This is a genomic window from Kribbella sp. NPDC050281 (assembly GCF_040655855.1).
Classification (GTDB): domain Bacteria; phylum Actinomycetota; class Actinomycetes; order Propionibacteriales; family Kribbellaceae; genus Kribbella.
This window is the reverse complement of sequence record NZ_JBFAKS010000013.1, coordinates 128,821-154,044: the sequence shown is the minus strand read 5'-3', so window position 1 is coordinate 154,044 and position 25,224 is coordinate 128,821. Positions and strand designations below refer to the sequence as shown.

Below are 25,224 nucleotides of genomic sequence, written 5' to 3'. Positions count from 1 at the left end.
ACATGGCACTTCTCGACCTTCAGGGTCTGGAGACCCCGGGCTACGGCCACGGCGGCCACCACCACGGCGGCTCCACGCTGACCGTGCTGGGCTGCGCTTCGCAGACCCCGAGCAACCTGAGCCTTCTGCTCTGCCACTGATCGGTGGTTCTGAGGCCCTGGGTGGGCGGCATACCTCACCCAGGGCCGAACTGCCTTCGGCCGTGCCGCAGGGCACGGCCCGACCCGATCACCGGTGACCGACTCGCCTCGGTCGCCGGGCGGCTGGTGTTGTGCCGGACGGAAGGAGTGGAGTGTTGGGTACTTCCGTGCAGTCCTATCCATGCGCCGAGCGGACTCCGCTCGTGGAGCAGGTGCACGGCTGTTCCGTCGCGGATCCGTACCGCTGGCTCGAGGACTCCGAGTCCGGCGAGACCCAGCGGTGGCAGGCGGAGCAGGACCAGCTGTGGCTGAATCATGCCGCCACGCTGACGAACCGGTTCCGGTTCCGCACCAGAGTGAAGGCCCTCTCGAACGTCGGCACGGTCTCCGTTCCCAGCTGGCGCGGCGACCGCTGCTTCACACTCCGCCGCGATCCGGGCCGACAGCACCCGATCCTGTACGTCGACGAGCGCGTCCTCCTCGATCCGCTGCAGCTCGACCCCAGCGGGCGCACCACTCTGGACGGCTGGCAGCCGTCGTCGGATGGCAACCTCCTCGCCTTCCAGGTCTCACAAGGCGGCACCGAGCAGTCCGTCCTGTACGTCCTCGACGTGACCACCGGTCAGCTCGTGGACGGCCCGATCGACGGTTGCCGGTACTCCCCGATTGCGTGGCTCCCGGACGGAAAGTCCTTCTACTACGTGCGTTTCCGCCAGGTACGCCATCACCACCTGAACGACCCCGACGACACCACGATCCTCGCGACCGAAGCGTCGTACGGGCTCGAGCTCAGCCATGACGGTCGCTGGCTGACGATCTCCGCCTCCCGCGGGACCGCGAACGACCTCTGGCTCGCCGACCTTGCCACGGACGAACCACCCACCCCCGTGCAGCAGGACATCGACGCCCTCACGGTCATGACGGTGGGTCCCGACGGTCGTCTGTACGTCGTCACCACCCGCACCGCGCCGACCGGCCGCATCTGCATCGGCGACCCCAAGGACCCCTCGAGCTGGGACGACTTCATCGATCCCTGCGCACCACTGACCGGTCTCGCGATCCTCGATGACCACATCCTCGTCAGCCACACCGACCGGATCACGATCCACGACCGCGCAACAGGCACGCGCATCGGCTCCGTCGAACTCCCAGGGTCCGTAGGCTCCCTGACCACGCGACCGGACGGCGGCACCCAAGCCTGGTTCGCCTACACCGACAGCGTCACCCCGTCGGCCGTCTACTGCTACGACGCCACGACCGGCGGTACGACGCTCTGGTCGCACGCACCTGGCGTGGTCGCGGACGCCGAGTCGCACCGCCTCACCTACACCTCGCCCGACGGCACCGAGCTCTCGCTCCTCGCGATCGCCAAGCCCGGGATCAACGGACCGCGACCCACGATCCTCTACGGGTACGGCGGTTTCGGCCGATCGCTCACCCCGACGTACTCCGCGTTCACGCTCGCCTGGGTCGAGGCGGGCGGTGTCTTCGTGACCGCTACCGTCCGCGGCGGCGGCGAGCGCGGCGAAGCATCCCACTGGGCCGGGATCCTGGAGCAGAAGCAGCAGGTCTTCGACGACTTCATCGCGGCCGCCGAGCACCTGATCGCGACCGGTTGGACCACCGCCGATCAGCTCGCAGCGTGTGGCGAGTCCAACGGCGGCCTGCTCGTCGCCGCTGCGCTCACCCAGCGCCCGGAGCTGTTCGCGGCCGCCGTCTGCTCGGCACCGCTGACGGACATGGCGAGGTACGAGTTGTCGGGTCTCGGCGAGCGCTGGGTGCCAGAGTTCGGGTCCGCGTCGGATCCCGGCCAGTTCAGGAACTTGCTGTCCTATTCGCCGTACCATCGCGTCGCCGAAGGCCTGAAGTACCCGGCCGTTCTCCTGACGGCCTTCGGGAACGACACACGCGTGGATCCCTTGCACGCGAGGAAGATGTGTGCGGCCCTCCAGCACGCGACCGCGGGCGAGCGTCCGGTGTTGCTGCGCCTCGAAGCCGACGCGGGCCACGCGACCGGAGGCATCAGCCTGGCCGCTGACATGCTGGCGTTCGTCGCCGGCCAGACCGGCCTGGCGTCATGATCACCTTCGGAGAGGTCGCCAAGCACAGCCGTGGCTGGCTGCCGGTGATCGGTCTCAACGCACTGATCGGCAGCGGCGTCACCCTTGCCCTGCCGACGATCCTCGGCCGTTCGGTCGACTCGATCGTGGCGGGAGACGGCTACACCCGTTGGCTGATCGCGGCCGCCGGAGTGATCGGCCTCGGCATCGCCGCCAGCATCGTCGACGCCTTCGTCGGCGCAGCCTGTGTCGCCGAGACGACCGCCTGGTTGCGGCATCGCCTGGTCAGACAGATCGTGCACGGCGGCCCGGAGGGAACCCGCAGGTTCGACACCGGCGACCTCGTCACCCGCGTCTCCGCCAACGCCACCGACGCCGCCCAAGCCGGCCCGGCCACGGTGACCGCGATCGCCGCGATCGCTCCGCCTGTGGGCAGTCTGGTCCTGCTCGCAGTGATCGACCCGTGGCTCGCCGCGGCGTTCTTTGGCGGCGTACTGCTCGTGGTCCTCGTCCTGTGGACGTTTGCGAAGCGCACCGCCGACGTCAGCCTCGCCTACCAGGAGGCCCAGGGCCGGATCGCCGCACTGCTGTCCGAGTCGCTCACCGGCATCCGCACGATCGCCGCCGCCGGTACGACGGCCCGCGAGGAACGCCGCATCCTCGGTCTCCTGCCCGAGTTGCACAAGCACGGCGTCGTCACTTGGCGCATCCTGGCCCGCTCCGGCGCACAAGCCGCGATCGTGGGTCCGCTCGTACTCGTCGCCGTACTGGCCGTGGGTGGGCTCCAGCTCGCGTCCGGCCGGATCACCGCGGGCGAACTGTTCGCCGCGTCCCAGTACGCCGTACTCGGCGCCGGCCTCGGCAACCTGACCGGTGTGATCGGGGAGATCGCCCGCGCCAAGGCCGGTGTGCATCGGGCCGGCGAGGTGCTCGCGATCGAGTCGGTCGCGCACGGCACGCTCGCACTGCCGAAGGGAACCGGCCGCCTGACGTTCCACGGCGTCAGCGTGATCGCGGGCGGCAATGTCCTGCTGGACAACGTGAATCTCGACCTTCCCGGCGGTGCGACCGTCGCCGTGGTCGGTCCGAGCGGCGCCGGCAAGTCGGTGCTGGCCGCGGTCGCCGCGAGGCTGCGCGACCCGTCGACCGGCCAGGTGTCGCTGGACGGCGTACCGCTGCGGGCCGTCAGCCGGCAGGCTCTGCGCAGCGCGGTCGGTTGCGCCTTCGAACGTCCGCAACTGGTCGGCCGGACCATCGGCGACGCGATCGCGCCCGAGACGATCAGCCCGGTCCGCACGCTGGCCGCGGCCCGAGCCACCCACGCGCACGACTTCGTCAGCCGGCTGCCCGACGGGTACTTCACGTCGTTGCGCAAGGCACCGATGTCCGGTGGTGAGCGGCAACGGCTCGGCCTCGCCCGAGCCTGGTCGGCGGACCGTCTGCTGGTACTCGACGACGCGACCTCCAGCCTGGACACGGCCACCGAGCGGCAGATCAGCCGGACCCTCACCGAGGACCGCCACCACCGGACCCGCCTCATCGTCACCCACCGCCCAGGCACGGCGGCCCGTGCCGACCTTGTCGTCTGGCTCGACCACGGTCGCGTCCGCGCCATCGGCCCACACGCCGACCTGTGGCAGCACACGTCCTACCGCGAAGTCTTCGGATGAAGCGCGAACTGAGCTACGGCGCCGCGGCGCTGCGGAGGCGGGATACGACCAGGCTGATCGCCTGGTCGATTCCGGAGATCCTGCCGACCGCGATCTACGGCATCGCGGTCGCCCACGCGACCGACAACTTCCTCGCCGGCCACGTCTGGCAGGGCATCGCCTGGCTCGGCGGACTGGTCGCGACGGCTTGTCTGGGGGCGACCGGCGCACGCCAGGTGTACGGCCGCCTCGGGGATCTGGTCGAGCCCGTCAGGGACGACCTGGTACGACGCGTTGTCGCCGGCGCACTGCAGACCGGGGACGACAGTGCCGTGGCGCGGTTGAACCGGCAGGTCGAGATCGTTCGGGACACGTTCGCCGGGTTGGTCCTGGTCATCCGCAGTTTCGCCGTCACGTTGTTCGGCGTGCTGACCGGCCTCTTGTCGCTGGCGCCGTTGGTGGCGGCGTTCGTCGTACCGCCGTTCCTGCTCGGCTTCGCGTTGTCGTTGGCTGTGTTGGGGATGGCAGCGGATCGAGTTCGGGCGTCGTTGCAGGCGGATGAGGATCTCGCAGCGTCGGCCGGGATGGTGTTCGGCGGGGTGCGGGACGTCGCGGCGGCCGGGACCGAGGAGTTCGCCGGACGTTTGGTGGGCGAACCGATCGAGGCGCATGCCGCGGCCGAGCGTGCACTCGCCAAGGTCGCGGCGCTCCGGACGCTGTGCTTCGCGGTCGGTGGGTGGCTACCGCTGCTGATCTTGCTCGCCACCGGACCCTGGCTGGTCGGACGTGGCGTGAGCACGGGCACCTTGCTCGGCGGCCTGACCTACGTGCTGATCGGGTTGCAGCCGGCGCTCAACACAGTGATGGGCGCGCTGGGCGACAGCGGTCTGCGGTACGTCATCACCCTCGGCCGGATCCTGGACACCTCCCCCGCGGTAGGGCAGCCCCGTCGCGCAGACAGCCCCACCGGTTTCGACGTCCGCCTGCGCGGGCTGAGCTTCGCCTACGGCCCGAACGCCGAGCCTGTGCTGGACAAGCTCGACCTGACCATTCCCGAAGGTGAGCATCTGGCGGTCGTCGGACCGAGCGGGATCGGGAAGTCCACGCTGGCCGGGCTGGTGTGCGGGATGCTGACACCCACGAGCGGGCAGGTGCTCCTGGGCGGCGTACGACCGGCCAGGGTGACGCCGGCCACGCGGGTGCTGATCCCGCAGGAGGCCTACGTCTTCAATGGGACCGTGCTGGACAACCTGACCTATCTGTTGCCGAACGCAACAACACCGCAGGTGGCGGACGCGGTCGATGCGATCGGTGCGGCCGCGCTGATCGAGCGGATCGGTGGACTCACCGCCGACGTCAGACCGGGCGAGCTGTCCGCAGGCGAACGGCAGTTGATCGCACTGGTCCGCGCGTACCTGTCCCCCGCGCCGCTCGTCGTACTCGACGAGGCGACGTGCTTCCTGGATCCGGAAGCCGAGCGCGTCGCCGAGGAGGCGTTCGCCAAACGCGAGGGCACGCTCATCGTCATCGCGCACCGCATCAGCTCGGCGCTCCGCGCCCGCCGCATCCTGGTCCTCGACGGCAACCAGGCAACCCTGGGCACGCACGTCAGCCTGATGCGCAAGTCCCGCATGTACCGCGACCTTCACGGCAGCTGGGCACCGGCCACGACCCAGAACCGGAGTCAGATCCAGCCGGCGTCCTGAGCCTTGCGGATCGCCTCGATCCGGCTGCGCGAGCCGGTCTTCGCCAGGATGCGGGACAGGTAGTTCCGCACGGTGCCGGCGCTCAGACTGAGGGTCCGGGCAACTTCTTGCGCCGTCGCACCCGTGGTGACCTGGCGCAGCACCTCGCACTCGCGATCGGTCAACGGGTTGTCGCCGGCCTTCAACGCCGCGACCGCGAGCCGCACGTCGACGACCGGTAGCCCCTTCGCGACGTCCCGGACCGCCTGCACCAACTGGTCAGGGGTGACATCCGTCGCGATCAGCCCGATCCGCGGCGCCTGCTTCACCAGCGCGATGCTGGTCGCGGCGACGGCCTCGTGCTCGATCAGCACCAGCACACCGCGGCCTGCCAGCTTCCGGCACAGCTCCTCGATCCGGATCCGCCCGGGCAGCTGTGGGTCGAGCAGTACGACGTGCGGCCGTCGCCCAGCCACCTGTAGGACGTCCTCCGAGCGATCCAGCTCGGCCACCACGTCCAGATCGTTCTCCCTTGCCAGCACCGCGGCCAGTGCACCACGCACCAACGTGCCGCGATGGCCGAGAGCCACTCGGATCACCGCTTGCCCCCATACCCTTCCGTCGCCTCATCCGCCGGTCCACCACCGCGGCGGCGAAATCCAGCTGCCGGACGGCGGGGCCCGTGCTTCGATCAACGAGTGAACCCGCCGGATGACACGCACGAATCCCGCCGCTGCCCGGGCTGCGGCGCCGATCTCCCGCGCTCGGACTGGCCGGGCGAGGCGAAGAACAACGCATCCCCCGAATGCCTGGAGGTGTCCGGTCAGCTGCTCGGCTTCGAGATCGAGCACCAGGCCAGGCTCGGCCACCTGCACCAACTGCGGATCGACGCGTACGGCGGCCAGCACGTCCTCCCCGGGGCTCCGCCGATCGGGCCGGTGTTCGCGCTCAACGGGCTTTACATGTACCTCGAGCGCGGTTCGGGCAACCTCGACGTCCGCACGGCGCACGGCATCATGGCCAACTCGTACGACGACTGGCCGGTGCTCACCCCACCCGCGACGGTCGGCCGGCTCACGGCGTACGACGTCCTGACCGCAGGTGGGGTCGAGGAGGTGGAGTCGATGCTCATCATGTGGGCCGGACAGGTGTGGGATTCCTGGCCGGACGACGTCCAGGATGTGGTCCGGAAGCTGACCGTCGAGCTGGTCCCGGAACGCTGTTTCCGGCGCTAGAAACCGGTCGGTTCCGAGCCTCGGATACCCCTTTCCAGCGACCCTAAAACCTCGGCGGGTCGGGCCGGAAACCGTTCTGTTGTTGGACTTTCACTACCTCAAAGGCCAGAAAAAACCGGGGCAGATTCCCCGGATGGTCTTGCGCTCCGCGCCGAGGTCGCACAGGATGACAGGCGTTGCGTCGTTACCGTGGCGTGATCATTCGGTCGCTGTCCTGTGACCTGACCGAGTGCCCCCTCCCCTGCACGGGGGGTCTGGTGAGTTCCACCATGCCCAAGCTCACGAGGAGCGCAATTCCGATGTCCAAAGCTCGACATGCGCGCCCCCGGCGAAGTACCCGCCGGGTGGCACGGACCCTCACGATCGCCGGTCTCGGGGCCGGCATCACCGCCGCCGGCGCCGGTGCGGCGTTTGCGACCGACTACACGGTCAAGCCCGGCGACACCCTCTCCGAGATCGCGCAGGCCAACGGCGCCGACTGGCATCAGCTGGCCAGGATCAACAACCTGAAGGACCCCGATCTGATCCTGATCGGGCAGACCCTGACGCTGGACGGCGTGACGAAGGCCGCCGCTCCGAAGCGGGTGACGACCAAGAAGGTCGAGACCAGGAAGGTCCGCAAGACCGAGCGCAAGGTGAAGTCCAGCCGCTCCGAGGACCGTCGGTCGACCAGCGGCCGCGCGAACCTCAGCGGCGCCTGGGCGAAGGTCGCCAACTGCGAATCCAGTGGGAACCCGCGGGCCGTCAACCCGGCCGGGTACTACGGGCTGTTCCAGTTCGACCGGCAGACGTGGCGCAGCGTCGGCGGCTCCGGCAGCCCGGCCAAGGCATCGGCGGCCGAGCAGTTGATGCGCGCGAAGAAGCTGTACGCCCAGCGCGGCGCGTCCCCGTGGCCGGTCTGCGGCCGCTTCCTCCGCTGACCTGGCTCCACACGCCGCTCCATCCGGCCGGGCGGTGGTGGACCGTCCTCCCACCGCCTGGCCGGGTCCTCCGCGTCCCTGGCGTCTGGCGCTCCCCACCCATCGTGGCGGGTTAGTGCGCAACTCATCCGTGATCGCGACGGGTGGGGAGCACCAGACGCCAGTTGGTCAGAGGGTTCTCAGATGCCCTGTCAGGTCCGGGTGATGACCAGCATCTCGTTGGCACCGACCTGGAACTCGTACGGCACCTTGCGGGTCTCCCAGGTGATGCCGCCCAGCTCGTCCAGGATCTCCGGCAGGAACGGCACCGGCTCGCCGTCGCCCTGCAGCACGAGCGGGAAGATGCGCACTTCGCCGTTGCTCACCCGGATCAGTTCACGCAGAGCCGCCAGGTGCCAGTCGCGGTCGTACTTGTCCGCCCACGTGAACAGCAGGTGCGAGCACAGCACCAGGTCGAACCGCCGGTCGCCGAACGGAAGCTCCGGCAGCCCGGCCGCGATGTAGCGCTCGGGCGCCACCGACACGTCCTGCAGGAACCGGTCGGCCGCCTCGATCCTGTACTGGTCCTTCCGCTCCGGCGATCCGTACCAGTGCCAGACGAAGCTCCCGTGGTGCTCATCCACGATCCCCGCGGTCGCGGGCAGGCTGCGCCGAACGGTGTCGACGAGCTCCGACGGCTCCAGCTCGTACGCCGGATCGGCCGCGATCGCGTCGACGCCACGCGCGGCGGCCTCCGCGGTGAAGCTCGCACCGCCCGCACAGCAGTCGAGCACGGAGTCAGGGAGTTCTCTCAGGTCGAACATCGCTTCGTACTCGGCGTACGAGCGCGAGGTCACCAGCACGGGTCTACCTTTCGACGGTTGTCTTCCGGTGCAGGCGGCGATCCAGGAAGGATGCTCCGGCCGCCAGAGCCAGGAAGAGTACCGCGACCAGCAGACAGTTCAGCAGCACCCGGGCGTACCCGTGCTCGCCGACGTCCACGAACGGATACGGGTAGAAACCGACGAACTCACCGCGGACCAGTGTGAAGACCAGCCACAGCAGGGGGTACACGATCGACCACCCCACGATCCGCTGATCCACCACGCCGCGCGGGCCGAACAGCAGCCATCCGAGGACGCCGAGGATCGGCGTCGCCGTGTGCAGCAGCAGGTTCGCCACCGATGCCCACCCGGACAGATCGTCCTGCCCGGCCAGCACCAAGTGGTAGACGATCCCGGTCACGGCGATGCACAGCACACCATTCAGCCGCAACGTCTTGAACAAGGTCCCCTGCGGCCGGTCCGGCTGCAGCGCCAGTAGCAGAACCGTTGCCCCCAGCAGCAGGTTCGACTGGATCGTGAAGTACGCGAACACGTTGAACACCCGCTCCGGATTGTCCCGGAAGAACCCCTCGGTCCCGTTCGCCGTCACGAACAGCTGCACCACGATGCCGGCCGCCACGGCGAATGCGGTGCCCCCGGCCCAGACCCGCCCGGTCGTCGTCATGCCCGCAATCTACGACGGCCGGACGGCGGAGCCGGGGATCTCAGACGGACTGCTTCTCGCGCGGCGCCTGCTCCTGGCCGGCGGACGCGTCGGCGCCCTGGAAGCTGTAGCTGAACGAGACGATGGCATCGATCACGAGCACGATGGTCCACGTCCACGCCGGGGCGAGGGCAGCGTCGTACCCCTGCCCGGAGAGCAGGCCGAGGGCGATCATGATGCCGACGGCTACGACATACGCGAGCAGGTGGCGATACCAGCCGGCGCGCTCGCGGCGGGCCCGCTCAGGCCCGCGCCTCGGCGGCTTGACCGGCCGCGGCGCGCCACCCAGGTAGTGCGCGGCCCACTTGTCCGCCCACTGGAGCGTCTGGTGGCCGAAGCCGACGCTGACGCCGATGAAGATCGCGGCCAGCGAGTGCTTGAACGACGGCTCGCCGCCGCGATGGATGTCGATCACGCTGGCAACCAGCAGGACCATGTCGACCAGCGGCACCGCCGCCAGCAGGACCAGGCCGGCCTTCGGCAGCCGGAGCAGATAGCGCGCCGCGAGGCCGGCGGCGAGCAGGACCCAGAACCCGACCTCACACGCGGCGATCACAGCGAGCAGCACAGTGGTTCACCCTCCCGAGACGTTTATTAGTACGACTGTGTTGTGAACGAATGTAACACGACTGTGCTAAAAAGGGCACATGCCGAAGATCGTCGACCACGACGTCCGCCGCGAGGAGATCGCTCAGGCCCTCTGGCGGGTGGTCCGCCGCGACGGCGTCCGCGCCGCCTCGGTCCGGACCGTCGCCGCCGAGGCCGGCTGGTCACCCGGTGCCGTCCGCTACTACTTCCCCGACCAGGAGGGTCTGCTCAGCTTCGCGATGGACCTGGTGGCGCGCCGGGTCGACCAGCGGATCAGCGCACTGGACGTCAAAGGAAGCGCTCTGACGATCGCGCTGCGCTACCTGGAGGAGGCCCTTCCCCTCGACGCCGAGCGGCGGGCCGAGTTCGACGTCTGGCTGGCGTTCATGGCCCAGGCCCAGGCCGAGTCCGGGGCCGGCGCCTTGCACGGACACGTCGACGCGGTGCACGACGGCTTGCGCCGACTCTGCGAGTCGCTGCTCCGATCCCTGTCCGAGGCCGGCAGTCTCCGGGAGGGTCTGGATCTGCGCCGCGAGGCCGAGCTTCTGCACGCCCTGATCGACGGTCTGGCCCTGCACTCGGCCATCCAGCCCGGCCGGACCACACCGGCCCGGATCCGGCAGCTCCTCCGGCACCACCTCGAGACACTGCTTGCCTGAAACCCCTTGCACACGAAGCTTTTCTGTCCGAACACAGACAAGATTCGGCGAGACCGGACTAAAACCTTGCGCCGCGTGGCACGATCACCGCATGGAGTCCGAGGGGGTGATCGTCGTCAGTGGGATCATGGCGGCCGGGAAGTCGACGGTTTCCCAATTACTGGCCGAGAGATTCCAGTACGGCGTCCATCTCCGGGGTGACGTATTCCGCCGGATGATCGTCAGCGGGCAGGCCTCGATGGCCGACGACATGGCCGAGGCCCAGCGGCAACTCCAGCTCCGGTACCGGCTCGCCTGCCAGGCCGCCGACGGGTACGCGCAGGCCGGTTTCACCGTGGTCCTGCAGGACGTGGTGATCGGTGAACTGCTGCGCGAGTTCCTGGACGGGATCCAGACCCGGCCGCGCTATCTCGTCGTTCTCACGCCGCGACCCGAGGTGATCTCCAGCCGGCTCGGCGGGGCTTATCACCTGGTCGACGAGCTCGACTACGAGCTGCACGCGTTCAGTCCGCGGCGCGGGTTGTGGCTGGACAACTCCGATCTGTCCGCCGGCGAGACCGTCGACGCGATCCTCGGCCGCCTGGACGAGGCGCGCTTCGAGTGATGACCGGACAGGCTACCCAGGGGTAGTTTGGCTGGATGGCGACCACAGTACGGCGGACCTCCTGCAACCTGTGTGAAGCGATCTGCGGCGTGCTCGTGACGGTCGACGACGGCCGGGTCACCGACATCCGGGGCGACGAATCCGACCCGCTCTCCCGCGGTCACATCTGCCCGAAGGCCGTCGCGCTCCCCGATCTCCAGGAGGACCCGGATCGGCTGACCACGCCAGTACGACGTACTGCCGACGGCTGGCAGGAGATCGGCTGGGACGCGGCGTACGAGCTGGTCGTCGAGAAGCTGACCGAGATCCAGCGCGAGCACGGCCGGAACTCGGTCGGTGTCTACCTCGGCAACCCGAACGTGCACAGCCTGGGCGCGCTGACTCACCTGCCGACGATGATCCGGCAGCTCCGGACCCGGAACCGGTTCAGTGCCACATCGATCGATCAGCTTCCGCACATGCTCGCGTCGTACCTGCTGTACGGACACCAGCTGATGGTCGCGGTGCCGGACATCGACCGGACGTCGTACCTGCTGATGCTCGGCGCCAACCCGCTCGCGTCGAACGGCAGCATGATGACCGCGCCCGGCTTCGGCCGACGGCTCAAGGACCTGCGTCAGCGCGGCGGCAGGGTCGTGGTGATCGACCCGCGCCGGACCGAGACAGCCGCGGTTGCCGACGAGCACCACTTCGTCCGGCCAGGCACCGACGCGGCGTTCCTGCTCGCGCTCATTCACCAGGTCATCGCCGACGGTCACGCGCGGCCGGCGTCATACGTCGACGGGTTCGCGGCGGTCAAGGCAGCGGTCGTGCCGTGGACCCCGGAGCGGGCAGCCGCCATCACCGGGATCGACGCGGACGTGATCCGGCGGATCGCGACCGAGTTCGCGACCGCGGACCGGGCCGCCTGCTACGGGCGGGTCGGGGTGTCGACGCAACAGTTCGGCGCGATCTGCCAGTGGGCGATCCAGGTGCTCAACATCATCACCGGCAACCTCGACCGGCCGGGCGGGACGATGTTCCCGCGGCCTGCGGTGAACGCGCTGCTCGGCCTGGGCCGCGGTCACGTGGGGCTGTGGAAGAGCCGGGTCCGCGGGCTGCCCGAGTTCGGCGGCGAGCTGCCGGTGTCGACGATGGCCGAGGAGATGCTGACGCCGGGCGACGGCAGGATCCGGGCGATGGTGACGGTCGCCGGCAATCCGGTGCTGTCCACCCCGAGCGGCCGGCGCCTGGACGAGGCCCTGGACACGCTCGACTTCATGGTCGCGGTCGACCCCTACATCAACGAGACCACCCGGCACGCGGACGTGATCCTGCCGCCCGCGCCGCCGCTGGAGCGCGACCACTACGACGTGATCTTCCACCAGCTCGCGGTCCGCAACACGGCTCGCTGGAACGACGCCGTACTGCCCAAGCCGCCCGAGGCCCGGCACGACTGGGAGATCTTCCGCGACCTCGGCCTGGCCTTGGTACGCCGTACGCCGTGGAGCCGGCGGAAGGTGGAGGTGATGGCGCGACTGCGGATGTCGCCGCGACGGATCGTCGACCTCGGACTGCGGATCGGGCCGTACCGGTTGTCGCTGCGGAAGCTGCGGAAGTCGCCGGGTGGAGTCGACCTCGGCCCGCTCCAGCCGGCGCTGCCCGGAGCACTCCGGGGCAAGAGCAAGCGGATCGACCTGGCCCAGTCGATGATCCTGGACGACCTGCCGCGGCTCGAGTCGCTGGTCGCTCTCGACGACGGCGGGCTGTTGCTGATCGGACGGCGGCATCTGCGCAACAACAACTCGTGGATGCACAACTCGGCCCGGTTGGTGAAGGGGCGGCCGCGGCACCAGTTGCTGATGAACCCGGCGGATCTGGCCGAGCGCGATCTGAAGGACGGCCAGCTGGTCACGGTGGCGTCGGCGGCCGGGTCGGTCTCCGTGGAGGTTGCTGCGAGCAACGACATCATGCCGGGTGTGGTCAGCTTGCCGCACGGCTTCGGGCACGGCCGGCCGGGTGTCCGGCTCACGGTTGCGAGTCAGGTCGCGGGAGCGAGCGCGAACGACGTCACGGACGCCGGGCTCACCGACACCGTGGCCGGCACCGCCGCGGTCAACGGCGTACCGGTGACGGTGACGGCCGGCTAGACCGGCGGTGGGCCGGAGCTGTCGCGGACGATCAGCAAGGGTGTGGAGTAGAGGTGCGCCTGTGGGCGGGCCCCGTTGAGCAGGTCGAGCAGCCGGTTGGTCACCTCGGCGCCATATCCGATGATGTTGTGGCTCATCGCCGTCAACGTCGGGTGCGTGATCCGGCACAGGGTCGAGTCGTCCCAGGCGACCAGGGTGACGTCGTCGGGTGAGCGCGACCCCAGACCGTGCACGACGGCCAGACCGGCCACCGCCATCAGGTCGTTGTCGTAGATGATCGCGGTCGGCCGGTTCGCGGCGGCCAGCAGGTCGCGCGTCGCCGCGGCACCCTCGTCGGCGGAGAAATCGGTGTGCACGACCCGGACGTCGAGGCCGAGCCGCCGGCCCGCCGTCGCGTACGCACGGTCGCGGATCCAGACATCGCCGTACTGCGGTGGTCCGGCGACGCGGGCGACCACGCGGTGACCGAGCGACGCGACATGGTCGAGCGCCGCGTTCATCGCCGCCGTACCGTCGGTCCAGACACACGGCATCCCGTCGGCCAGCTCCGGATCGGCGACCAGCACGGCCGGCAGCCCGAGCTTGCGGAGCAAGGGGATGCGCGGATCGGCGACCCGCAGGTCGACCACGATCACGCCGTCGACCCGGCGTTCCGCGGCCCACTTCCGGTACGTCGCCAGCTCTTCGTCCAGGTCCGCCACCACCTGCAGGGCGAGCGCGTACGACTTCTGTGCGAGCACGGACTCCACGCCACCCACGAAGCCCATGTAGAACGGTTCCTCGGTCAGGGTCTTCGCGGTCCTCGCGAGGACGAGCCCGAAGGTCTCGCTCCGCGCCGCGGACAGCTGGCGCGCGGCCCGGTTGGGCACCCACTCCAGCTCTTCCGCGACCTTCAGGACCCGCGCCCGGGTGGCCTCGGAGACGCCCGGCTGATTGTTCAGCGCATACGACACCGCGCCTTGGGAGACGCCCGCGCGGCGGGCGATCTCTTTGATCGTGACTCGGGGCACAACGGCCTCCTCGAAGGGCGGCCGGACCGCTGACGGTCGGTCCGGAATCCTTCAGTGTGCGCCGCTTTCCACACCGTGTCACCACTCAGGCGCGGAGGGTGACTGTTTGATCAAATCCTTGTCCATTCAAAGGAACCGCGGACCGGTGGGGCGTGGGGATAGTGACCGCCCAGTGGTTGGGCGGAGGGTGGTGTGGGCAGGCCCGGGTGGGATACCGTTGCCGTCGTTACTTAACCGGTTCGGCAATCAAGTCGGCGACGACCCCAGGGCAGCGGGTGAGCCGCCGGCGACGAGGAGAAACCATGGTCGCAGTGGACAACCTGTCCCTCCAGTTGTACACGGTCCGGGGCAAGCTCGAGGAGGACTTCGACGCCACCCTGGCCCACATCGCGCAGATCGGCTACACCAAGGTCGAGCCCTTCGGTGTAACGAACTTCGCGGACCGCCTGGCCGAGGCGCTGCCCAAGTACGGACTGTCGGCACCCACCACGCACGCCGGCCTGCTCCGCGACGAGAGCGGCCCGATCTACGCCGCGGCGAAGCGGCTCGGCATCACCACCGTGATCGACCCGCACACCGACCCGGCCCGCTGGCAGGCGGCCGACGACATCAAGGCCATCGCCGAGGGTCTGAACAAGGCTGCGGTCGAGGCCGCCGACCACGGCATCACGGTCGGCTACCACAACCACCAGTTCGAGCTCGAGTCGAAGATCGACGGCGTGCACGGGCTGGAGATCCTCGCGGACAACCTGTCCGACGAGGTGATCCTCGAGGTGGACACCTATTGGGCCGCCGTCGGTGGCGCCGATGTCACCGCACTGCTGGCCAGGCTCGGCGACCGGGTGAAGGCGATTCACGTCAAGGACGGCGACGGCACCCTGAACAACAAGGCCCAGGTGGCGGTCGGCGACGGCAGCATCGCGGTCCGGGAGATCCTGGCCGCCGCACCGAACGCGCTGCGGGTGGTAGAGCTCGACGACTTCACCGGCGAGATCTTCGACGCGGTGGAAGGCAGCTACAAGTTCCTCACGGGAGAGGGCGCGCCTGCATGAAGGAGCGAAGCGAGTTCATCATCAAACACAGTGTGCCTCGTGCCTCATCGGCGCCCGGAGCGAAGCGAGGACGACGATGAGTGCCGTTGGTGTAGGTGTGATCGGCGCCGGGGTGATCTCCGACGCCTATATCAAGAGCATGCAGAGCTTCCCCGACCTGAAGGTGCACGCCATCGGCGACCTTCGGCCGGAGGCGGCGAAGGAGAAGGCCGAGCAGTACGGCATCGAGACCCACGGCGGTCCCGAGGCGGTCCTGAACCACCCGGACGTCGAGATCGTGGTCAACCTGACCATCCCGATCGCGCACGTCGAGGTGGCGCTGGCAGCGGTTGCCGCGGGCAAGCACGTGTGGAGCGAGAAGCCGTTCTCGCTGGACCAGGACAGCGGCCTGAAGCTGCTGGCGACGGCGCAGGACGCGGGTGTGCGGCTGGGCTGTGCACCCGACACCATCCTGGGTCCTGGCCTGCAGGAGTCTCGCCGCATCATCGAGCGCGGTGACATCGGGCAGCCGATGACCGCGCTGACCCTGATGCAGTCGCCCGGCCCGGAGTCCTGGCACCCGAACCCGGCGTTCCTGTTCCAGGAGGGCGCAGGCCCGCTGTGGGACATCGGCCCGTACTACCTGACCACGCTGGTGCAGCTGTTCGGTCCGGTCGCGGCCGTCGCCGGGATCGGCTCGAAGTCGCGGGAGAAGCGCACGATCGGCTCCGGTCCGCTGGCCGGCACCGACTTCGACGTGACCGTGCCGACGCACGTCAGCACGATCGCGCGGTTCGAGTCGGGGCAGTCGTCGCAGAGCATCTTCAGCTTCGACTCGCCGCTGTCGCGGGGCGGGTTCGTCGAGATCACCGGCGCTGACGCGACTCTCGCCGTACCGGACCCGAACGGGTTCGACGGTGCGATCAAGATCCGCCGTCGGGGCAGTGACGACTGGGAGACCATCGCCGAGACGAAGGCGGTGGCGCAGCGCGGCACCGGCGTACTCGAGATGGCGCGGGCGATCCGGGCCGACCGGCCGCATCGCGCGACCGGGGCGCTGGCGTTCCACATCGTCGACGTGATGGCCTCCATCACCGAGTCGATCGACTCCGGTGCGTTCGTCGACGTGAAGAGCACGGTCGAGGTCGCGGCGATCCTGCCGGACGACTGGGACGTCACCGCGGCGACCCTGTGAGTCCGGCACTGTGACCACGATCCTTCTCGATCCCCGGCGGACCGTCGTGTTCGCCGGGGACTCGGTCACTGACTGCGGCCGCCGTACCGACCCGGACGGGCTCGGCGGCGGCTACGTGCGCAACCTGTACGACGACCTCGGCCCACGCCGGCCGCGGATCGTCAACGCCGGCATCAGCGGCAACCGGGCCGCCGACCTGGTCGGCCGCTGGTCCGCCGATGTGCTGGCCCACGACCCCTCGCTGGTGTCGATCATGATCGGCATCAATGACACCTGGCGGCGGTACGACAAGTTCGACCCGACGACGGCCGAGTCGTTCGAGACGTCGTACCGGGCGTTGCTGGATCCGCTCACCTGCCCGGTCGTGCTGGTCGAGCCGTTCCTGATGCCGGTGAAGGACGGGCAGGAGGGCTGGCGGGAGGACCTCGACCCCAAGCTCGACGTCGTCCGCAAGCTCGCCGTCGAGTACGGCGCCATCCTCGTGCCGGCCGACGTGGAGCTGAACCGCCAGGCCAGGACCGTCGGCGCGGCCACCCTGGCGCACGACGGCGTGCACCCGTCCACCGCCGGGCATCGCGCCATCGCCGACCTGTGGCGCAAGACCGTCCTCGAAGACTGAGACCACCGCTCCCCATTCCCTGGGGAGCGGTTTTTCAACGGAACTAAACCGGTTCACTTTGGAGAGCTGCTGTGACATCGCTCAAGACAGTCCCGCTGACCACTGAAGGCGGCGCCGCCTGGACCGTGCGCGCGGCCGCCGGGCCGGTGCCCGAGGGGATCCGCACACCGGTCGCCGCCACAGTCCCGGGCGAGGTGCACACCGACCTCCTCGCCGCCGGACTCATCCCGGATCCGTTCGACGGTGACAACGAGGGCGAACTGGCCTGGATCGGCCGGGCCGACTGGAGCTACCGGACCACCTTCGACTGGGCGGCCGACGACCACGCGGTCCAGGAATTGGTGGCCGACGGGCTGGACACCGCGGCGACCGTGACACTGAACGGGACGGAGCTGGGCAGGACCTGCAACCAGCACCGGGGCTACCGGTTCGACGTCACCGGACTGCTGGTGGCCGAGGGCAACGAGCTGGTCATCGACTTCGCCGGGCCGGTGCGGACGGCCGAGGAGCTGGCCGAATCGCTCGGACTGTGGCCGCACACGAACCACCATCCGTACAACGCGATCCGCAAGATGGCCAGCAACTTCGGCTGGGACTGGGGACCGGATGTCGCGACGGCCGGCATCTGGCGGCCGATCCGGCTCGAGTCGTGGTCGGACGTTCGGATCGACTCGGTCCGCCCGTTGGCCGGGCTCGACGGCGACCGCGGCGTACTGACCACGCACGTCGCGCTGGCCTGGGCGGACGGCGCGACCGAAGGCGCTACCGTCACCGTCGAGGTCGGCGGGACGACCGTCTCGGAGAAGGTTGCCGCTGGCACCGGAACCGTGGAGCTCACCTCGACGGTCGAGTCGGTCGACGCGTGGTGGCCGCGAGGCTACGGCAAGCAGCCGCTGTACGACGTGGCGGTGGCGCTGGACGACCAGGACAGCTGGCGGGGTCGGGTCGGCTTCCGGACGATCACGTTGAACGTTGCCCCGGACAAGGATGGTGGGCCGTTCGTGCTGTCCGTGAACGACAAGCCGATCTTCGTGCGTGGCGCCAACTGGATCCCCGACGACGCCTTCGTCACCCGGCTGAACAGGGCGACGTACGAGACCAGCCTGCAGGACGCGCTGGACGCGGGCATGAACCTGCTGCGGGTCTGGGGTGGCGGGATCTACGAGAGCGAAGACTTCTACGACATCTGTGACGAGCAGGGCCTGCTGGTCTGGCAGGACTTCCTGTTCGCGTGCGCGGCGTACTCCGAAGACGAGCCGATGCGCAGCGAGGTGGAGGCCGAGGCGCGGCAGGCGGTGACCCGGCTCAGCCGGCACGCCAGCCTCGCGGTGTGGAACGGCAACAACGAGAACATCTGGGGGTACGTCGAGTGGGGCTGGCGGGCGCCGCTCGCCGGGCGCGCGTGGGGTGAGGGGTACTACTTCGACCTGCTGCCCGGGATCGTCGCCGAGCTCGACCCGCGAACGCCGTACTCGCAAGGCAGCCCGTACTCGTACGACCACTTCATCCACCCGAACGACGAGCGCAACGGGACCATGCACATCTGGGATGTGTGGAACCAGGTGGACTACACGACGTACCGCAAGTACAAGCCGCGGTTCGTGTCGGAGTTCGGCTTCCAGGGGCCGCCGGCCTGGTCGACGCTGGTCTCGGTGGTGCACGACGAGCCGATGGATCCGTACGGCCGGCAGATGCTCGTGCACCAGAAGGCGTTCGAGGGCAACCTCAAGCTGGAGCGCGGACTCGGCGACCATCTGCCGAAGTGGAAGAACATCGACGACTGGCACTGGACGACCCAGCTCAACCAGGCGCGCGCGATCATCTACGGCATCGAGCACTTCCGCAGCCTGTTCCCGCTGAACACCGGCGCGATCGTGTGGCAGCTGAACGACAACTGGCCGGTCGTCTCGTGGGCAGCGGTCGACGGCCACGGCATCCGCAAGCCGCTGTGGTTCGCCTTGAAGCGCGTGTACTCCGAACGCCTGCTGACCGTCCAGCCGCGGGACAACGAACTGGTCGTTGCCGCGCACAACGACTCTGACGTCGCGTGGAGCACCGAGGTCACGGTCACCCGCAGGTCGACCGCCGTCGGCAGCGAGGTGCTGGCACGGGAGACGTTCGTGCTCGAGGTCCAGCCGCGGTCGGCGACACTCAGCTCGCTGCCCGCATCGGTCGCCGTACCGGGTGATGCTGCCGGTGAGTACCTCGAGGTGCGCGGCGGCGACGGGTCGACGGCGTACTGGTACTTCGTCGAGGACACCGCGCTGCGGCTGTCCGGAGACGCGTACGCGGCCTCGGTCACCCCGACCGAGGACGGGTACGACGTGACCGTCACGGCTGCCGCACTGGCGAAGGACCTGGCCTTGTTCCCGGACCGGCTGGACCCGGCCGCGCGGGTGGACTCGTGCCTGGTCACGCTGTCCGCGGGCGAGAGCCACACCTTCCACGTGACGGGTGCGGCAGCGCCGGCGCAGGTCGGCGTACCGGTGCTGCGGTCCGCGAACGACCTGGTGAGCTGACTTACTTGACCATGGAATGACCGGCCTGCGTGGCGTGAGCTTGTGGGCGTGCGACAGTTGATGTCGCCATGACCATCACAGACTCGCGATCACGCGGCCGGAGCCTGCGCAAGGATGCCCTGGGCCTCGGCTCGTCCACCGCGATCGGCATCGCTTCGACCGCTCCGGCGTACTCGCTGGCGGTGTCGGTCGGCCTGCTGGCCGGGTACGTCGGGGCCGCGGCACCCGTGGTCCTCGCGGTGAGCGCGATCCCGGTGTTCCTGGTCGTGCTGTGCTTCCGCGAGCTCAACCGGGCCGAGCCGGACTGCGGTACGACGTTCCCCTGGACGGAGAAGGCGTTCGGCATCGGCGTCGGGCGAATGGTCGGCTGGACCACCGTGATGGCGTGCCTGCTGGTGATGAGCAACCTCGCGCAGGTCGCTGCCATCTACACCTACCTGCTACTCGGTCTGGACGGCGCCGCCGACTCCCGCCTCGCCAAGGCCGGGCTGGGCGTCGTGTTCATCCTGCTGATGGCGGGGCTCGCCTACCGCGGTATCCGGATCGCCGCGACCACACAGTTCATCTTGCTGACGATCGAAGTACTCGCGCTGCTCTGGTTCGCCGTCAACGCCTTCCTCGAGGCCGGCACGGTCAGCATCCCGGCGTTCGCGGAGACCGGCGATGGCTCCTGGGTCGCCGCGGTCCTGGTCGCGATCTTCGTCTACTGGGGCTGGGACTCCTCCTTCAGCACCAACGAGGAGACCCGCGATCCGCGCCGCACCCCGGCGATCGCCGCCCTCATCGCGAATGGATTCCTGGTCGTCCTGTACGTCGTGGTCGCGTGGGCCGCGGTCGCGTACGCCGGGTCCGCTGCGCTCGGGGACATCGCGGACGACGACTTCTTCGCCGTGCTGTCGAACGAGCTGCTCGGGACCGCCGGCGGGAAACTCTTGGTCGCCGCGGTCCTGGTGTCGGCGCTGGCGTCGACGCAGACGACGATCCTGCCGACCGCGCGGACGATGCTGTCGATGGCCCGGCGGGACGCGTTCCCGGGCCAGTTCGCCCGGATCTCCTCCCGCTACCAGACGCCGACCGTGTCGACCTGGGTGTTCGCGGGAACCAGCGTGGTCGTGTATGCGTCCCTCGTCTTGACGTCGGACGACGTACTGGCCGATTCCGTCGCTGCCGTGTCCCTGCTGGTGTCGCTGTACTACCTGGCGACAGCGGCCGCCGTACCGGTGTACTTCGCCGGGCAGTGGAGCGGGCGCATACTGCAACGGGTGGTCGTGCCGGTAGTGGCGGCCGCGTCGTTCGTGGGAGTACTGGTGCTGTCGGTGATCGACGTGGGCGCCGGTCCTCTGATCGTTGTCGCCGTGGTGCTGGTGATCGGGGCGGCGATCATGTTCTCGATGAAGCCACCGGCCGAGGGGGAAGGCAGGCAGTGACACAACGCCAGACCAGGAGGCGGATGCGCAGCGCGGGCGTCACGCTCGGGCTCACCGCGCTGGTGGCCGCGTCGCTGACCGGATGCTCCAACAACAGCCAGCCCGACTACGCCGCGATCTGCGTCGATCCGCAGACCCAGACCCGGTCCGACGACGAGAACTGCAAGGACGACCGCGAGTACCACGGCTCCGGCGCCGGATTCTTCTGGTTCTACATGGCCACCCGCGGCGGCGGCCTGGTGCCGCCGATCGGCGGCCGCTACAACGCTGCCCAGGGCACTTACACGATCCCGCGGACGGGATCGCCGACGATCAAGCGGGGCGGCGTCGACAAGAAGGGCGGCGACATCGGCACCATCACCCGCGGCGGGTTCGGCAAGTCCGGCAAGGGGAGCTCTGGCGGCTGATGTGGCGGCACCTGATCAAGCCCCGGCCCGACTGGCAGGACACGGTGATCGAGCAGGGGCTGGTCTTCCCGATGACCGATCTGCCCGACGGCAGCCAGCGCCCGTACTGGAACGAGAGCGCCTGGTACGAGGTGACGATGGACGAGGTGCTGCACCTCGAGCGCGTCACCGAGGAGCTGTACGAGATGTGCAAGCACGCGGCATCGGTGATGGCGTCGGGTGACCGGTTCTCGGATGCCCAGCTCGGTCTTGCCTCGGGCACGCTCCCGCTGGTGCAGGAGTCGCTGAAGCGAGACGACCTGTCGGCGTACGCACGGTTCGATCTGGCCTGGAGCGGGGTCGAGCCGAAGATGCTGGAGATCAACGGGGACACCCCGACCGGACTGCTGGAGTCGGCGGTGATCCAGTGGAACTGGTTGGAGGACGTCTTCCCGGACGCGGACCAGTGGAACTCGGTGCACGACCGGCTGGTGAAGTGGTGGGGCGAGCAGCTGGCGGCCGGGCGATTCCCCGGCCGGGAGGCGCACTTCTTCAACTCCGGCGCGGAGACCACTGGCGAGGAGGCGATGACGGTCGCGTATCTTCGCGACACCGCCGCGATGGCGGGACTGGCGACGTACGGGCATGAGATCGAGGACGTCGGCTGGGACGAGGCACGGCGTGCGTTCGTCGACTGGGGCGGCCGGCCGATCCGGACCGCGTTCAAGCTGTACCCGTGGGAGGACATGCTCGACGACCAGTTCGGCCGGTACATCCTGGCCGGGCTGGAAGCCGAGCCGGTGCGCTGGATCGAGCCGATCTGGAAGACGATGCTGTCCACCAAGGCGATCCTGCCGGTGCTGTGGGAGCTGTACCCGGACCACCCGAACCTGCTCCCGGCGTACTTCGGAGATCCCGGCGATCTACTCGAGTGGGTGGCGAAACCGCTGCACGGCCGCGAGGGCAGCAACATCGTCATCCACACCATCGCCGACACCGAGGACCACGTCCACGACGGGCCCTACGACACCTCGACGATGGTCTACCAGGAGTGGCACCCGCTCCCGTCGTACGAGGGCAACCGGGCGGTGATCGGGAGCTGGATCGTCGACGGGGTCGCGGCCGGGATGATGGTGCGCGAGTCGGACGGGCCGATCACGGACTACTTCGCCCGGTTCGTCCCGCACGCGATCGGCACCAGTCCGCGACCGGACGACGAGACCGTCCAGCGCTGGCTGGCCGAATAGTCAGTCCAGGTTCACCGCGACGTACTTGATCTCCAGGTACTCGTCGATGCCGACACTGCCGCCCTCGCGGCCGAGGCCGGACTGCTTCACGCCGCCGAACGGTGCCGCGGGGTTGGAGACGATGCCCTGGTTGAGGCCGATCATGCCGGTCTCGAGCTTCTCGGAGACGCGGAGCGCACGGCTGAGGTCGTTGGTGAACAGGTAGGAGACCAGGCCGTACTCCGTGTCGTTCGCCATCCGGACCGCCTCGTCCTCGGTCTCGAACGGGGTCAGTGGGGCGACCGGGCCGAAGATCTCCTCCTTCTGCAGCCGGGCGCTGTACGGTACGTCGGCCAGCACTGTCGGCTGGTAGAAGTACCCGTTGCCTTCAGCAACCGAACCGCCGGTGAGCGTCCGGGCGCCCTGGGCGATAGCGTCGTCGACCAGATCCTTTACCTTGTCCCGCTGTGTCGCATCGATCAGCGGGCCGACGTCGACGCCATCCTCCGTGCCGCGGCCGACCTTCAGCGCGTCCATCCGTTGGGTCAGCCGAGTGGCGAACTCGTCCATCACCGGCGCCTGCACGTAGATCCGGTTGGCCGCCGTACAGGCCTCGCCGCCGTTGCGCATCTTGGCCAGCATCGCGCCGTCGACCGCCTTGTCCAGGTCGGCGTCGGCGAACACCAGCAGCGGCGCGTTGCCGCCGAGCTCCATGCTGGTCCGCAGTACCTGGCCGGCCGCCTGCTCGATCAGCTTCCGGCCGACCTGGGTGGAGCCGGTGAAGGACAACTTGCGGGCGCGGCCGTCGCGGATCAGCGGCTCCATCACGCCACCGGCGTCGTGGGTGGTGATCAAGTTGAGTACGCCGGCCGGCAGCCCGGCCTCGGTCATCAATTCGGCCAGCTTCAGCATCGACAGGGGTGTCTGGCTGGCGGGCTTGATCACCATCGTGCAGCCGGCCGCAACGGCCGGGCCGATCTTGCGTGCGCCCATCGCGGCCGGGAAGTTCCACGGCGTGATCAGCAGGCACGGCCCGACCGGTTGCCGCATCACCAGGAACCGGCCCTTGCCGTTCGGCGCGATCTGGTAGCCGCCCTCGATCCGGACCGCTTCCTCGGCGAACCAGCGGAAGAACTCGGCCGCGTACGCGATCTCGCCCTTCGACTCGGCGACCGGCTTGCCCATCTCGAGCGTCATCAGCAGCGCCAGCTCGTCGGCCCGCTCGGTCATCAGCTCATACGTACGCCGCAGGATCTCGCCTCGGTCGCGAGGCGGGGTGGCGGCCCACTCGGCTTGCGCGGCCACCGCGGCGTCCAGGGCGGCCAGTCCGTCCGCCGGACTCGCGTCGGCGACGTCACAGATCGTCGTACCGGTGGCTGGGTCCTCGACCGCGAGGGTCTTGCCACCCTCCGCAGCCTGCCACTTCCCTCCGATGAACAACTCGGTCGGACACGCCTCGACGACTTCCCGCTCCCGTGACATGAGGCCCCGCCTTTCACTAGTCGGCAGGATCCAGACTAGGCGGTGGCTATGAGGGGTGGGGCGTGTCTGGGGATGGTCCGGATGGACTTGGTCAGGCCGGCGGCGATGGTCCGGAGGATGGCCGACCGGACCAGGCCGTCGAAGGCCAGTGGGACCAGCATGATCTCGTCGGCGCCGGTCTCGGCCGCGAGCGTCCCGAGCGCGGACACCACGGTCGCTCGCGAGCCGACGATGTGACCGGGGTCGTCCAGCAGCCGCTCGGCGCGGCCGCGTTCCCGTCCGGTCAGCGGTGGATCCAGCAGAGCCATCAGTTCGGCCGGAGTCGCCCGTGGCGATGCCGTCGCCAGCCGGGTCTTGACCCGGACGTAGTCGGCGAACCGGATGATGGCCGACTCCTCCGAGTCGGCAGCTACGACACCGACGGTCACAGCCATGTACGGCTTCACTGTGGGCCCACTCGACTCGAAGTGATCCCGGTACGCCGCCACCGCCGCAGGAGTCGGCGCCGCAGCGGAATGATGCGCCAGGAACACCGGCAGCCCACGTACCGCGGCCGTCGCGGCAGCGCCCGGGTGGTCGGCCAGCACGAACACAGGAGGCGGCAGACCGGCGAGCGACAGCCGTACGTCGCCTACAGGTGCGCGGCCGGGCAGTCCGTCGCGCAGGAACCCGCAGAGCTCGTCCAGCCGCTGCGGGAAGGCATCACGGGCACTGCCACCGAGTGCGGCCGCCGTACTGGGCACAATGCCGAACTGCTGGCCGACGCCGAGATCGATGCGACTCGGGTACGCCGCTGCCAGTGCGGCGAACTGTTCGGCCACGACCAGCGGCTGATGGTTGGTGAGCAGGACCCCACCGGCGCCGAGCCGGATCCGGTCCGTCCGTGCGGCGAGGACTGCCGCGAGTACCGCCGGTGCCGCGCTGCCGACGCCTCGGACGCCGTGCTGCTCCCCCACCCAGAACCGGCGATACCCGAGGTCATCGGCAGCCTGTGCCACCTCCGCGGTCTCCCGGAGTGCGGCCGCAGCCGACTGACCGGGCAGCTGCGGTACGACGTCCAGCACCGAATGGGCTGAGACGGGCAGTCCGGGAGTGACGGGGGCAAGCACCTGTTCACCGTGGCAGGGCCGGCC

The 25,224-nt window shown here is 69.2% G+C and carries 23 protein-coding genes; 16 read left to right on the top strand and 7 right to left on the bottom strand.

From position 1 onward, the window contains the following. Positions 1 to 2: 2 nt before the first annotated feature. The 4 genes from AB0I34_RS16770 to AB0I34_RS16755 all read left to right on the top strand — a co-directional run bounded on the left by AB0I34_RS16770 (position 3) and on the right by AB0I34_RS16755 (position 5,555). Complete coding sequence (locus tag AB0I34_RS16770; protein ID WP_130387812.1) at positions 3 to 140, top strand: SapB/AmfS family lanthipeptide; 138 nt, start codon at positions 3 to 5, stop codon at positions 138 to 140. Between the two features lie 155 nt (positions 141 to 295). Continuing rightward, positions 296 to 2,221, top strand: coding sequence for a prolyl oligopeptidase family serine peptidase (locus AB0I34_RS16765; RefSeq protein WP_360445842.1), 1,926 nt, complete (start codon positions 296 to 298; stop codon positions 2,219 to 2,221). Then, the gene (locus tag AB0I34_RS16760; RefSeq protein ID WP_360445840.1) at positions 2,218 to 3,870 is read left to right on the top strand and encodes an ABC transporter ATP-binding protein; all 1,653 of its coding nucleotides are present in this window, start codon (positions 2,218 to 2,220) and stop codon (positions 3,868 to 3,870) included. The genes AB0I34_RS16765 and AB0I34_RS16760 overlap by 4 nt, the downstream gene beginning before the upstream one ends. After that, positions 3,867 to 5,555, top strand: a complete 1,689-nt coding sequence (locus tag AB0I34_RS16755; RefSeq protein ID WP_360445838.1) for an ABC transporter ATP-binding protein — start codon at positions 3,867 to 3,869, stop codon at positions 5,553 to 5,555. The genes AB0I34_RS16760 and AB0I34_RS16755 overlap by 4 nt, the downstream gene beginning before the upstream one ends. Here the strand turns inward: AB0I34_RS16755 and AB0I34_RS16750 are convergent. Beyond that, on the bottom strand, positions 5,534 to 6,133 hold the full coding sequence (locus AB0I34_RS16750; RefSeq protein WP_360445836.1) for a response regulator transcription factor: 600 nt from the start codon (positions 6,131 to 6,133) through the stop codon (positions 5,534 to 5,536). The two genes, AB0I34_RS16755 and AB0I34_RS16750, sit on opposite strands and share 22 nt — an antisense overlap. Before the next feature lie 99 nt (positions 6,134 to 6,232). Between AB0I34_RS16750 and AB0I34_RS16745 the strand changes: the two genes are divergently transcribed. Next, on the top strand, positions 6,233 to 6,769 hold the full coding sequence (locus AB0I34_RS16745; RefSeq protein ID WP_360445834.1) for a DUF5946 family protein: 537 nt from the start codon (positions 6,233 to 6,235) through the stop codon (positions 6,767 to 6,769). A gap of 344 nt (positions 6,770 to 7,113) precedes the next feature. Next, entirely contained in the window at positions 7,114 to 7,689 is a 576-nt protein-coding gene (locus tag AB0I34_RS16740; RefSeq protein WP_360445832.1) for a transglycosylase family protein, read from the top strand. 191 nt (positions 7,690 to 7,880) lie between these two features. On the opposite strand, the gene AB0I34_RS16735 is transcribed toward AB0I34_RS16740, so the two are convergent. The 3 genes from AB0I34_RS16735 to AB0I34_RS16725 are packed head-to-tail and all read right to left on the bottom strand — an operon-like array spanning position 7,881 to position 9,784. Continuing rightward, positions 7,881 to 8,531: a hypothetical protein gene (locus AB0I34_RS16735; RefSeq protein ID WP_360445830.1), complete on the bottom strand. Its 651-nt coding sequence runs from the start codon at positions 8,529 to 8,531 to the stop codon at positions 7,881 to 7,883. Positions 8,532 to 8,535: 4 nt separating this feature from the next. Then, the gene (locus tag AB0I34_RS16730) at positions 8,536 to 9,177 is read right to left on the bottom strand and encodes a Pr6Pr family membrane protein (protein ID WP_360445828.1); all 642 of its coding nucleotides are present in this window, start codon (positions 9,175 to 9,177) and stop codon (positions 8,536 to 8,538) included. Between the two features lie 40 nt (positions 9,178 to 9,217). Continuing rightward, entirely contained in the window at positions 9,218 to 9,784 is a 567-nt protein-coding gene (locus tag AB0I34_RS16725; protein ID WP_360445826.1) for a 2TM domain-containing protein, read from the bottom strand. Between the two features lie 79 nt (positions 9,785 to 9,863). Here AB0I34_RS16725 and AB0I34_RS16720 point away from each other — a divergent pair, with 79 nt between their 5' ends. The 3 genes from AB0I34_RS16720 to AB0I34_RS16710 all read left to right on the top strand — a co-directional run bounded on the left by AB0I34_RS16720 (position 9,864) and on the right by AB0I34_RS16710 (position 13,196). Then, positions 9,864 to 10,463 carry a TetR family transcriptional regulator C-terminal domain-containing protein gene (locus AB0I34_RS16720; protein ID WP_360445824.1) on the top strand — a complete coding sequence of 200 codons (600 nt, stop codon included), beginning with the start codon at positions 9,864 to 9,866 and terminating at the stop codon, positions 10,461 to 10,463. A gap of 91 nt (positions 10,464 to 10,554) precedes the next feature. Next, positions 10,555 to 11,067, top strand: a complete 513-nt coding sequence (locus AB0I34_RS16715; protein WP_360445822.1) for an AAA family ATPase — start codon at positions 10,555 to 10,557, stop codon at positions 11,065 to 11,067. A 35-nt stretch (positions 11,068 to 11,102) separates the two neighbouring features. After that, entirely contained in the window at positions 11,103 to 13,196 is a 2,094-nt protein-coding gene (locus AB0I34_RS16710; protein ID WP_360445820.1) for a molybdopterin-dependent oxidoreductase, read from the top strand. On the opposite strand, the gene AB0I34_RS16705 is transcribed toward AB0I34_RS16710, so the two are convergent. Beyond that, positions 13,193 to 14,206 (bottom strand): LacI family DNA-binding transcriptional regulator, encoded by a 1,014-nt coding sequence (locus tag AB0I34_RS16705; protein ID WP_360445818.1) that lies wholly within the window; start codon positions 14,204 to 14,206, stop codon positions 13,193 to 13,195. The genes AB0I34_RS16710 and AB0I34_RS16705 overlap by 4 nt on opposite strands. 302 nt (positions 14,207 to 14,508) lie before the next feature. On the opposite strand from AB0I34_RS16705, the gene AB0I34_RS16700 reads away from it, so the two are divergent. The 7 genes from AB0I34_RS16700 to AB0I34_RS16670 all read left to right on the top strand — a co-directional run bounded on the left by AB0I34_RS16700 (position 14,509) and on the right by AB0I34_RS16670 (position 22,630). Beyond that, entirely contained in the window at positions 14,509 to 15,258 is a 750-nt protein-coding gene (locus AB0I34_RS16700; RefSeq protein ID WP_360445816.1) for a sugar phosphate isomerase/epimerase, read from the top strand. Positions 15,259 to 15,334: 76 nt separating this feature from the next. Further along, positions 15,335 to 16,432 carry a Gfo/Idh/MocA family oxidoreductase gene (locus tag AB0I34_RS16695; protein WP_360445814.1) on the top strand — a complete coding sequence of 366 codons (1,098 nt, stop codon included), beginning with the start codon at positions 15,335 to 15,337 and terminating at the stop codon, positions 16,430 to 16,432. Between the two features lie 10 nt (positions 16,433 to 16,442). Beyond that, positions 16,443 to 17,051, top strand: a complete 609-nt coding sequence (locus AB0I34_RS16690; protein ID WP_360445813.1) for an SGNH/GDSL hydrolase family protein — start codon at positions 16,443 to 16,445, stop codon at positions 17,049 to 17,051. 71 nt (positions 17,052 to 17,122) lie between these two features. After that, positions 17,123 to 19,570, top strand: coding sequence for a glycoside hydrolase family 2 protein (locus AB0I34_RS16685; RefSeq protein WP_360445811.1), 2,448 nt, complete (start codon positions 17,123 to 17,125; stop codon positions 19,568 to 19,570). Between the two features lie 68 nt (positions 19,571 to 19,638). Further along, on the top strand, positions 19,639 to 20,997 hold the full coding sequence (locus AB0I34_RS16680) for an APC family permease (protein ID WP_360445809.1): 1,359 nt from the start codon (positions 19,639 to 19,641) through the stop codon (positions 20,995 to 20,997). A gap of 23 nt (positions 20,998 to 21,020) precedes the next feature. Further along, positions 21,021 to 21,404: a hypothetical protein gene (locus tag AB0I34_RS16675; protein WP_360445807.1), complete on the top strand. Its 384-nt coding sequence runs from the start codon at positions 21,021 to 21,023 to the stop codon at positions 21,402 to 21,404. Continuing rightward, positions 21,404 to 22,630 carry a glutathionylspermidine synthase family protein gene (locus AB0I34_RS16670; protein ID WP_360445806.1) on the top strand — a complete coding sequence of 409 codons (1,227 nt, stop codon included), beginning with the start codon at positions 21,404 to 21,406 and terminating at the stop codon, positions 22,628 to 22,630. The genes AB0I34_RS16675 and AB0I34_RS16670 overlap by 1 nt, the downstream gene beginning before the upstream one ends. On the opposite strand, the gene AB0I34_RS16665 is transcribed toward AB0I34_RS16670, so the two are convergent. Both AB0I34_RS16665 and AB0I34_RS16660 read right to left on the bottom strand, forming a co-directional pair. Then, complete coding sequence (locus tag AB0I34_RS16665; RefSeq protein ID WP_360445805.1) at positions 22,631 to 24,091, bottom strand: NAD-dependent succinate-semialdehyde dehydrogenase; 1,461 nt, start codon at positions 24,089 to 24,091, stop codon at positions 22,631 to 22,633. Between the two features lie 35 nt (positions 24,092 to 24,126). Then, positions 24,127 to 25,200, bottom strand: coding sequence for an MsnO8 family LLM class oxidoreductase (locus AB0I34_RS16660; protein ID WP_360445803.1), 1,074 nt, complete (start codon positions 25,198 to 25,200; stop codon positions 24,127 to 24,129). Positions 25,201 to 25,224: the final 24 nt, after the last annotated feature.

Excerpts from the sequence above, each read along its gene's own strand:
- AB0I34_RS16665 (WP_360445805.1), bottom strand. The coding sequence starts at position 24,091 with ATGTCACGGGAGCGGGAAGTCGTCGAGGCGTGTCCGACCGAGTTGTTC.
- AB0I34_RS16730 (WP_360445828.1), bottom strand. The coding sequence starts at position 9,177 with ATGACGACGACCGGGCGGGTCTGGGCCGGGGGCACCGCATTCGCCGTG.
- AB0I34_RS16710 (WP_360445820.1), top strand. The coding sequence starts at position 11,103 with ATGGCGACCACAGTACGGCGGACCTCCTGCAACCTGTGTGAAGCGATC.
- AB0I34_RS16720 (WP_360445824.1), top strand. The coding sequence starts at position 9,864 with ATGCCGAAGATCGTCGACCACGACGTCCGCCGCGAGGAGATCGCTCAG.
- AB0I34_RS16670 (WP_360445806.1), top strand. The coding sequence starts at position 21,404 with ATGTGGCGGCACCTGATCAAGCCCCGGCCCGACTGGCAGGACACGGTG.
- AB0I34_RS16695 (WP_360445814.1), top strand. The coding sequence starts at position 15,335 with ATGAGTGCCGTTGGTGTAGGTGTGATCGGCGCCGGGGTGATCTCCGAC.
- AB0I34_RS16760 (WP_360445840.1), top strand. The coding sequence starts at position 2,218 with ATGATCACCTTCGGAGAGGTCGCCAAGCACAGCCGTGGCTGGCTGCCG.
- AB0I34_RS16680 (WP_360445809.1), top strand. The coding sequence starts at position 19,639 with ATGACCATCACAGACTCGCGATCACGCGGCCGGAGCCTGCGCAAGGAT.
- AB0I34_RS16755 (WP_360445838.1), top strand. The coding sequence starts at position 3,867 with ATGAAGCGCGAACTGAGCTACGGCGCCGCGGCGCTGCGGAGGCGGGAT.
- AB0I34_RS16700 (WP_360445816.1), top strand. The coding sequence starts at position 14,509 with ATGGTCGCAGTGGACAACCTGTCCCTCCAGTTGTACACGGTCCGGGGC.
- AB0I34_RS16675 (WP_360445807.1), top strand. The coding sequence starts at position 21,021 with ATGCGCAGCGCGGGCGTCACGCTCGGGCTCACCGCGCTGGTGGCCGCG.
- AB0I34_RS16715 (WP_360445822.1), top strand. The coding sequence starts at position 10,555 with ATGGAGTCCGAGGGGGTGATCGTCGTCAGTGGGATCATGGCGGCCGGG.
- AB0I34_RS16770 (WP_130387812.1), top strand. The coding sequence starts at position 3 with ATGGCACTTCTCGACCTTCAGGGTCTGGAGACCCCGGGCTACGGCCAC.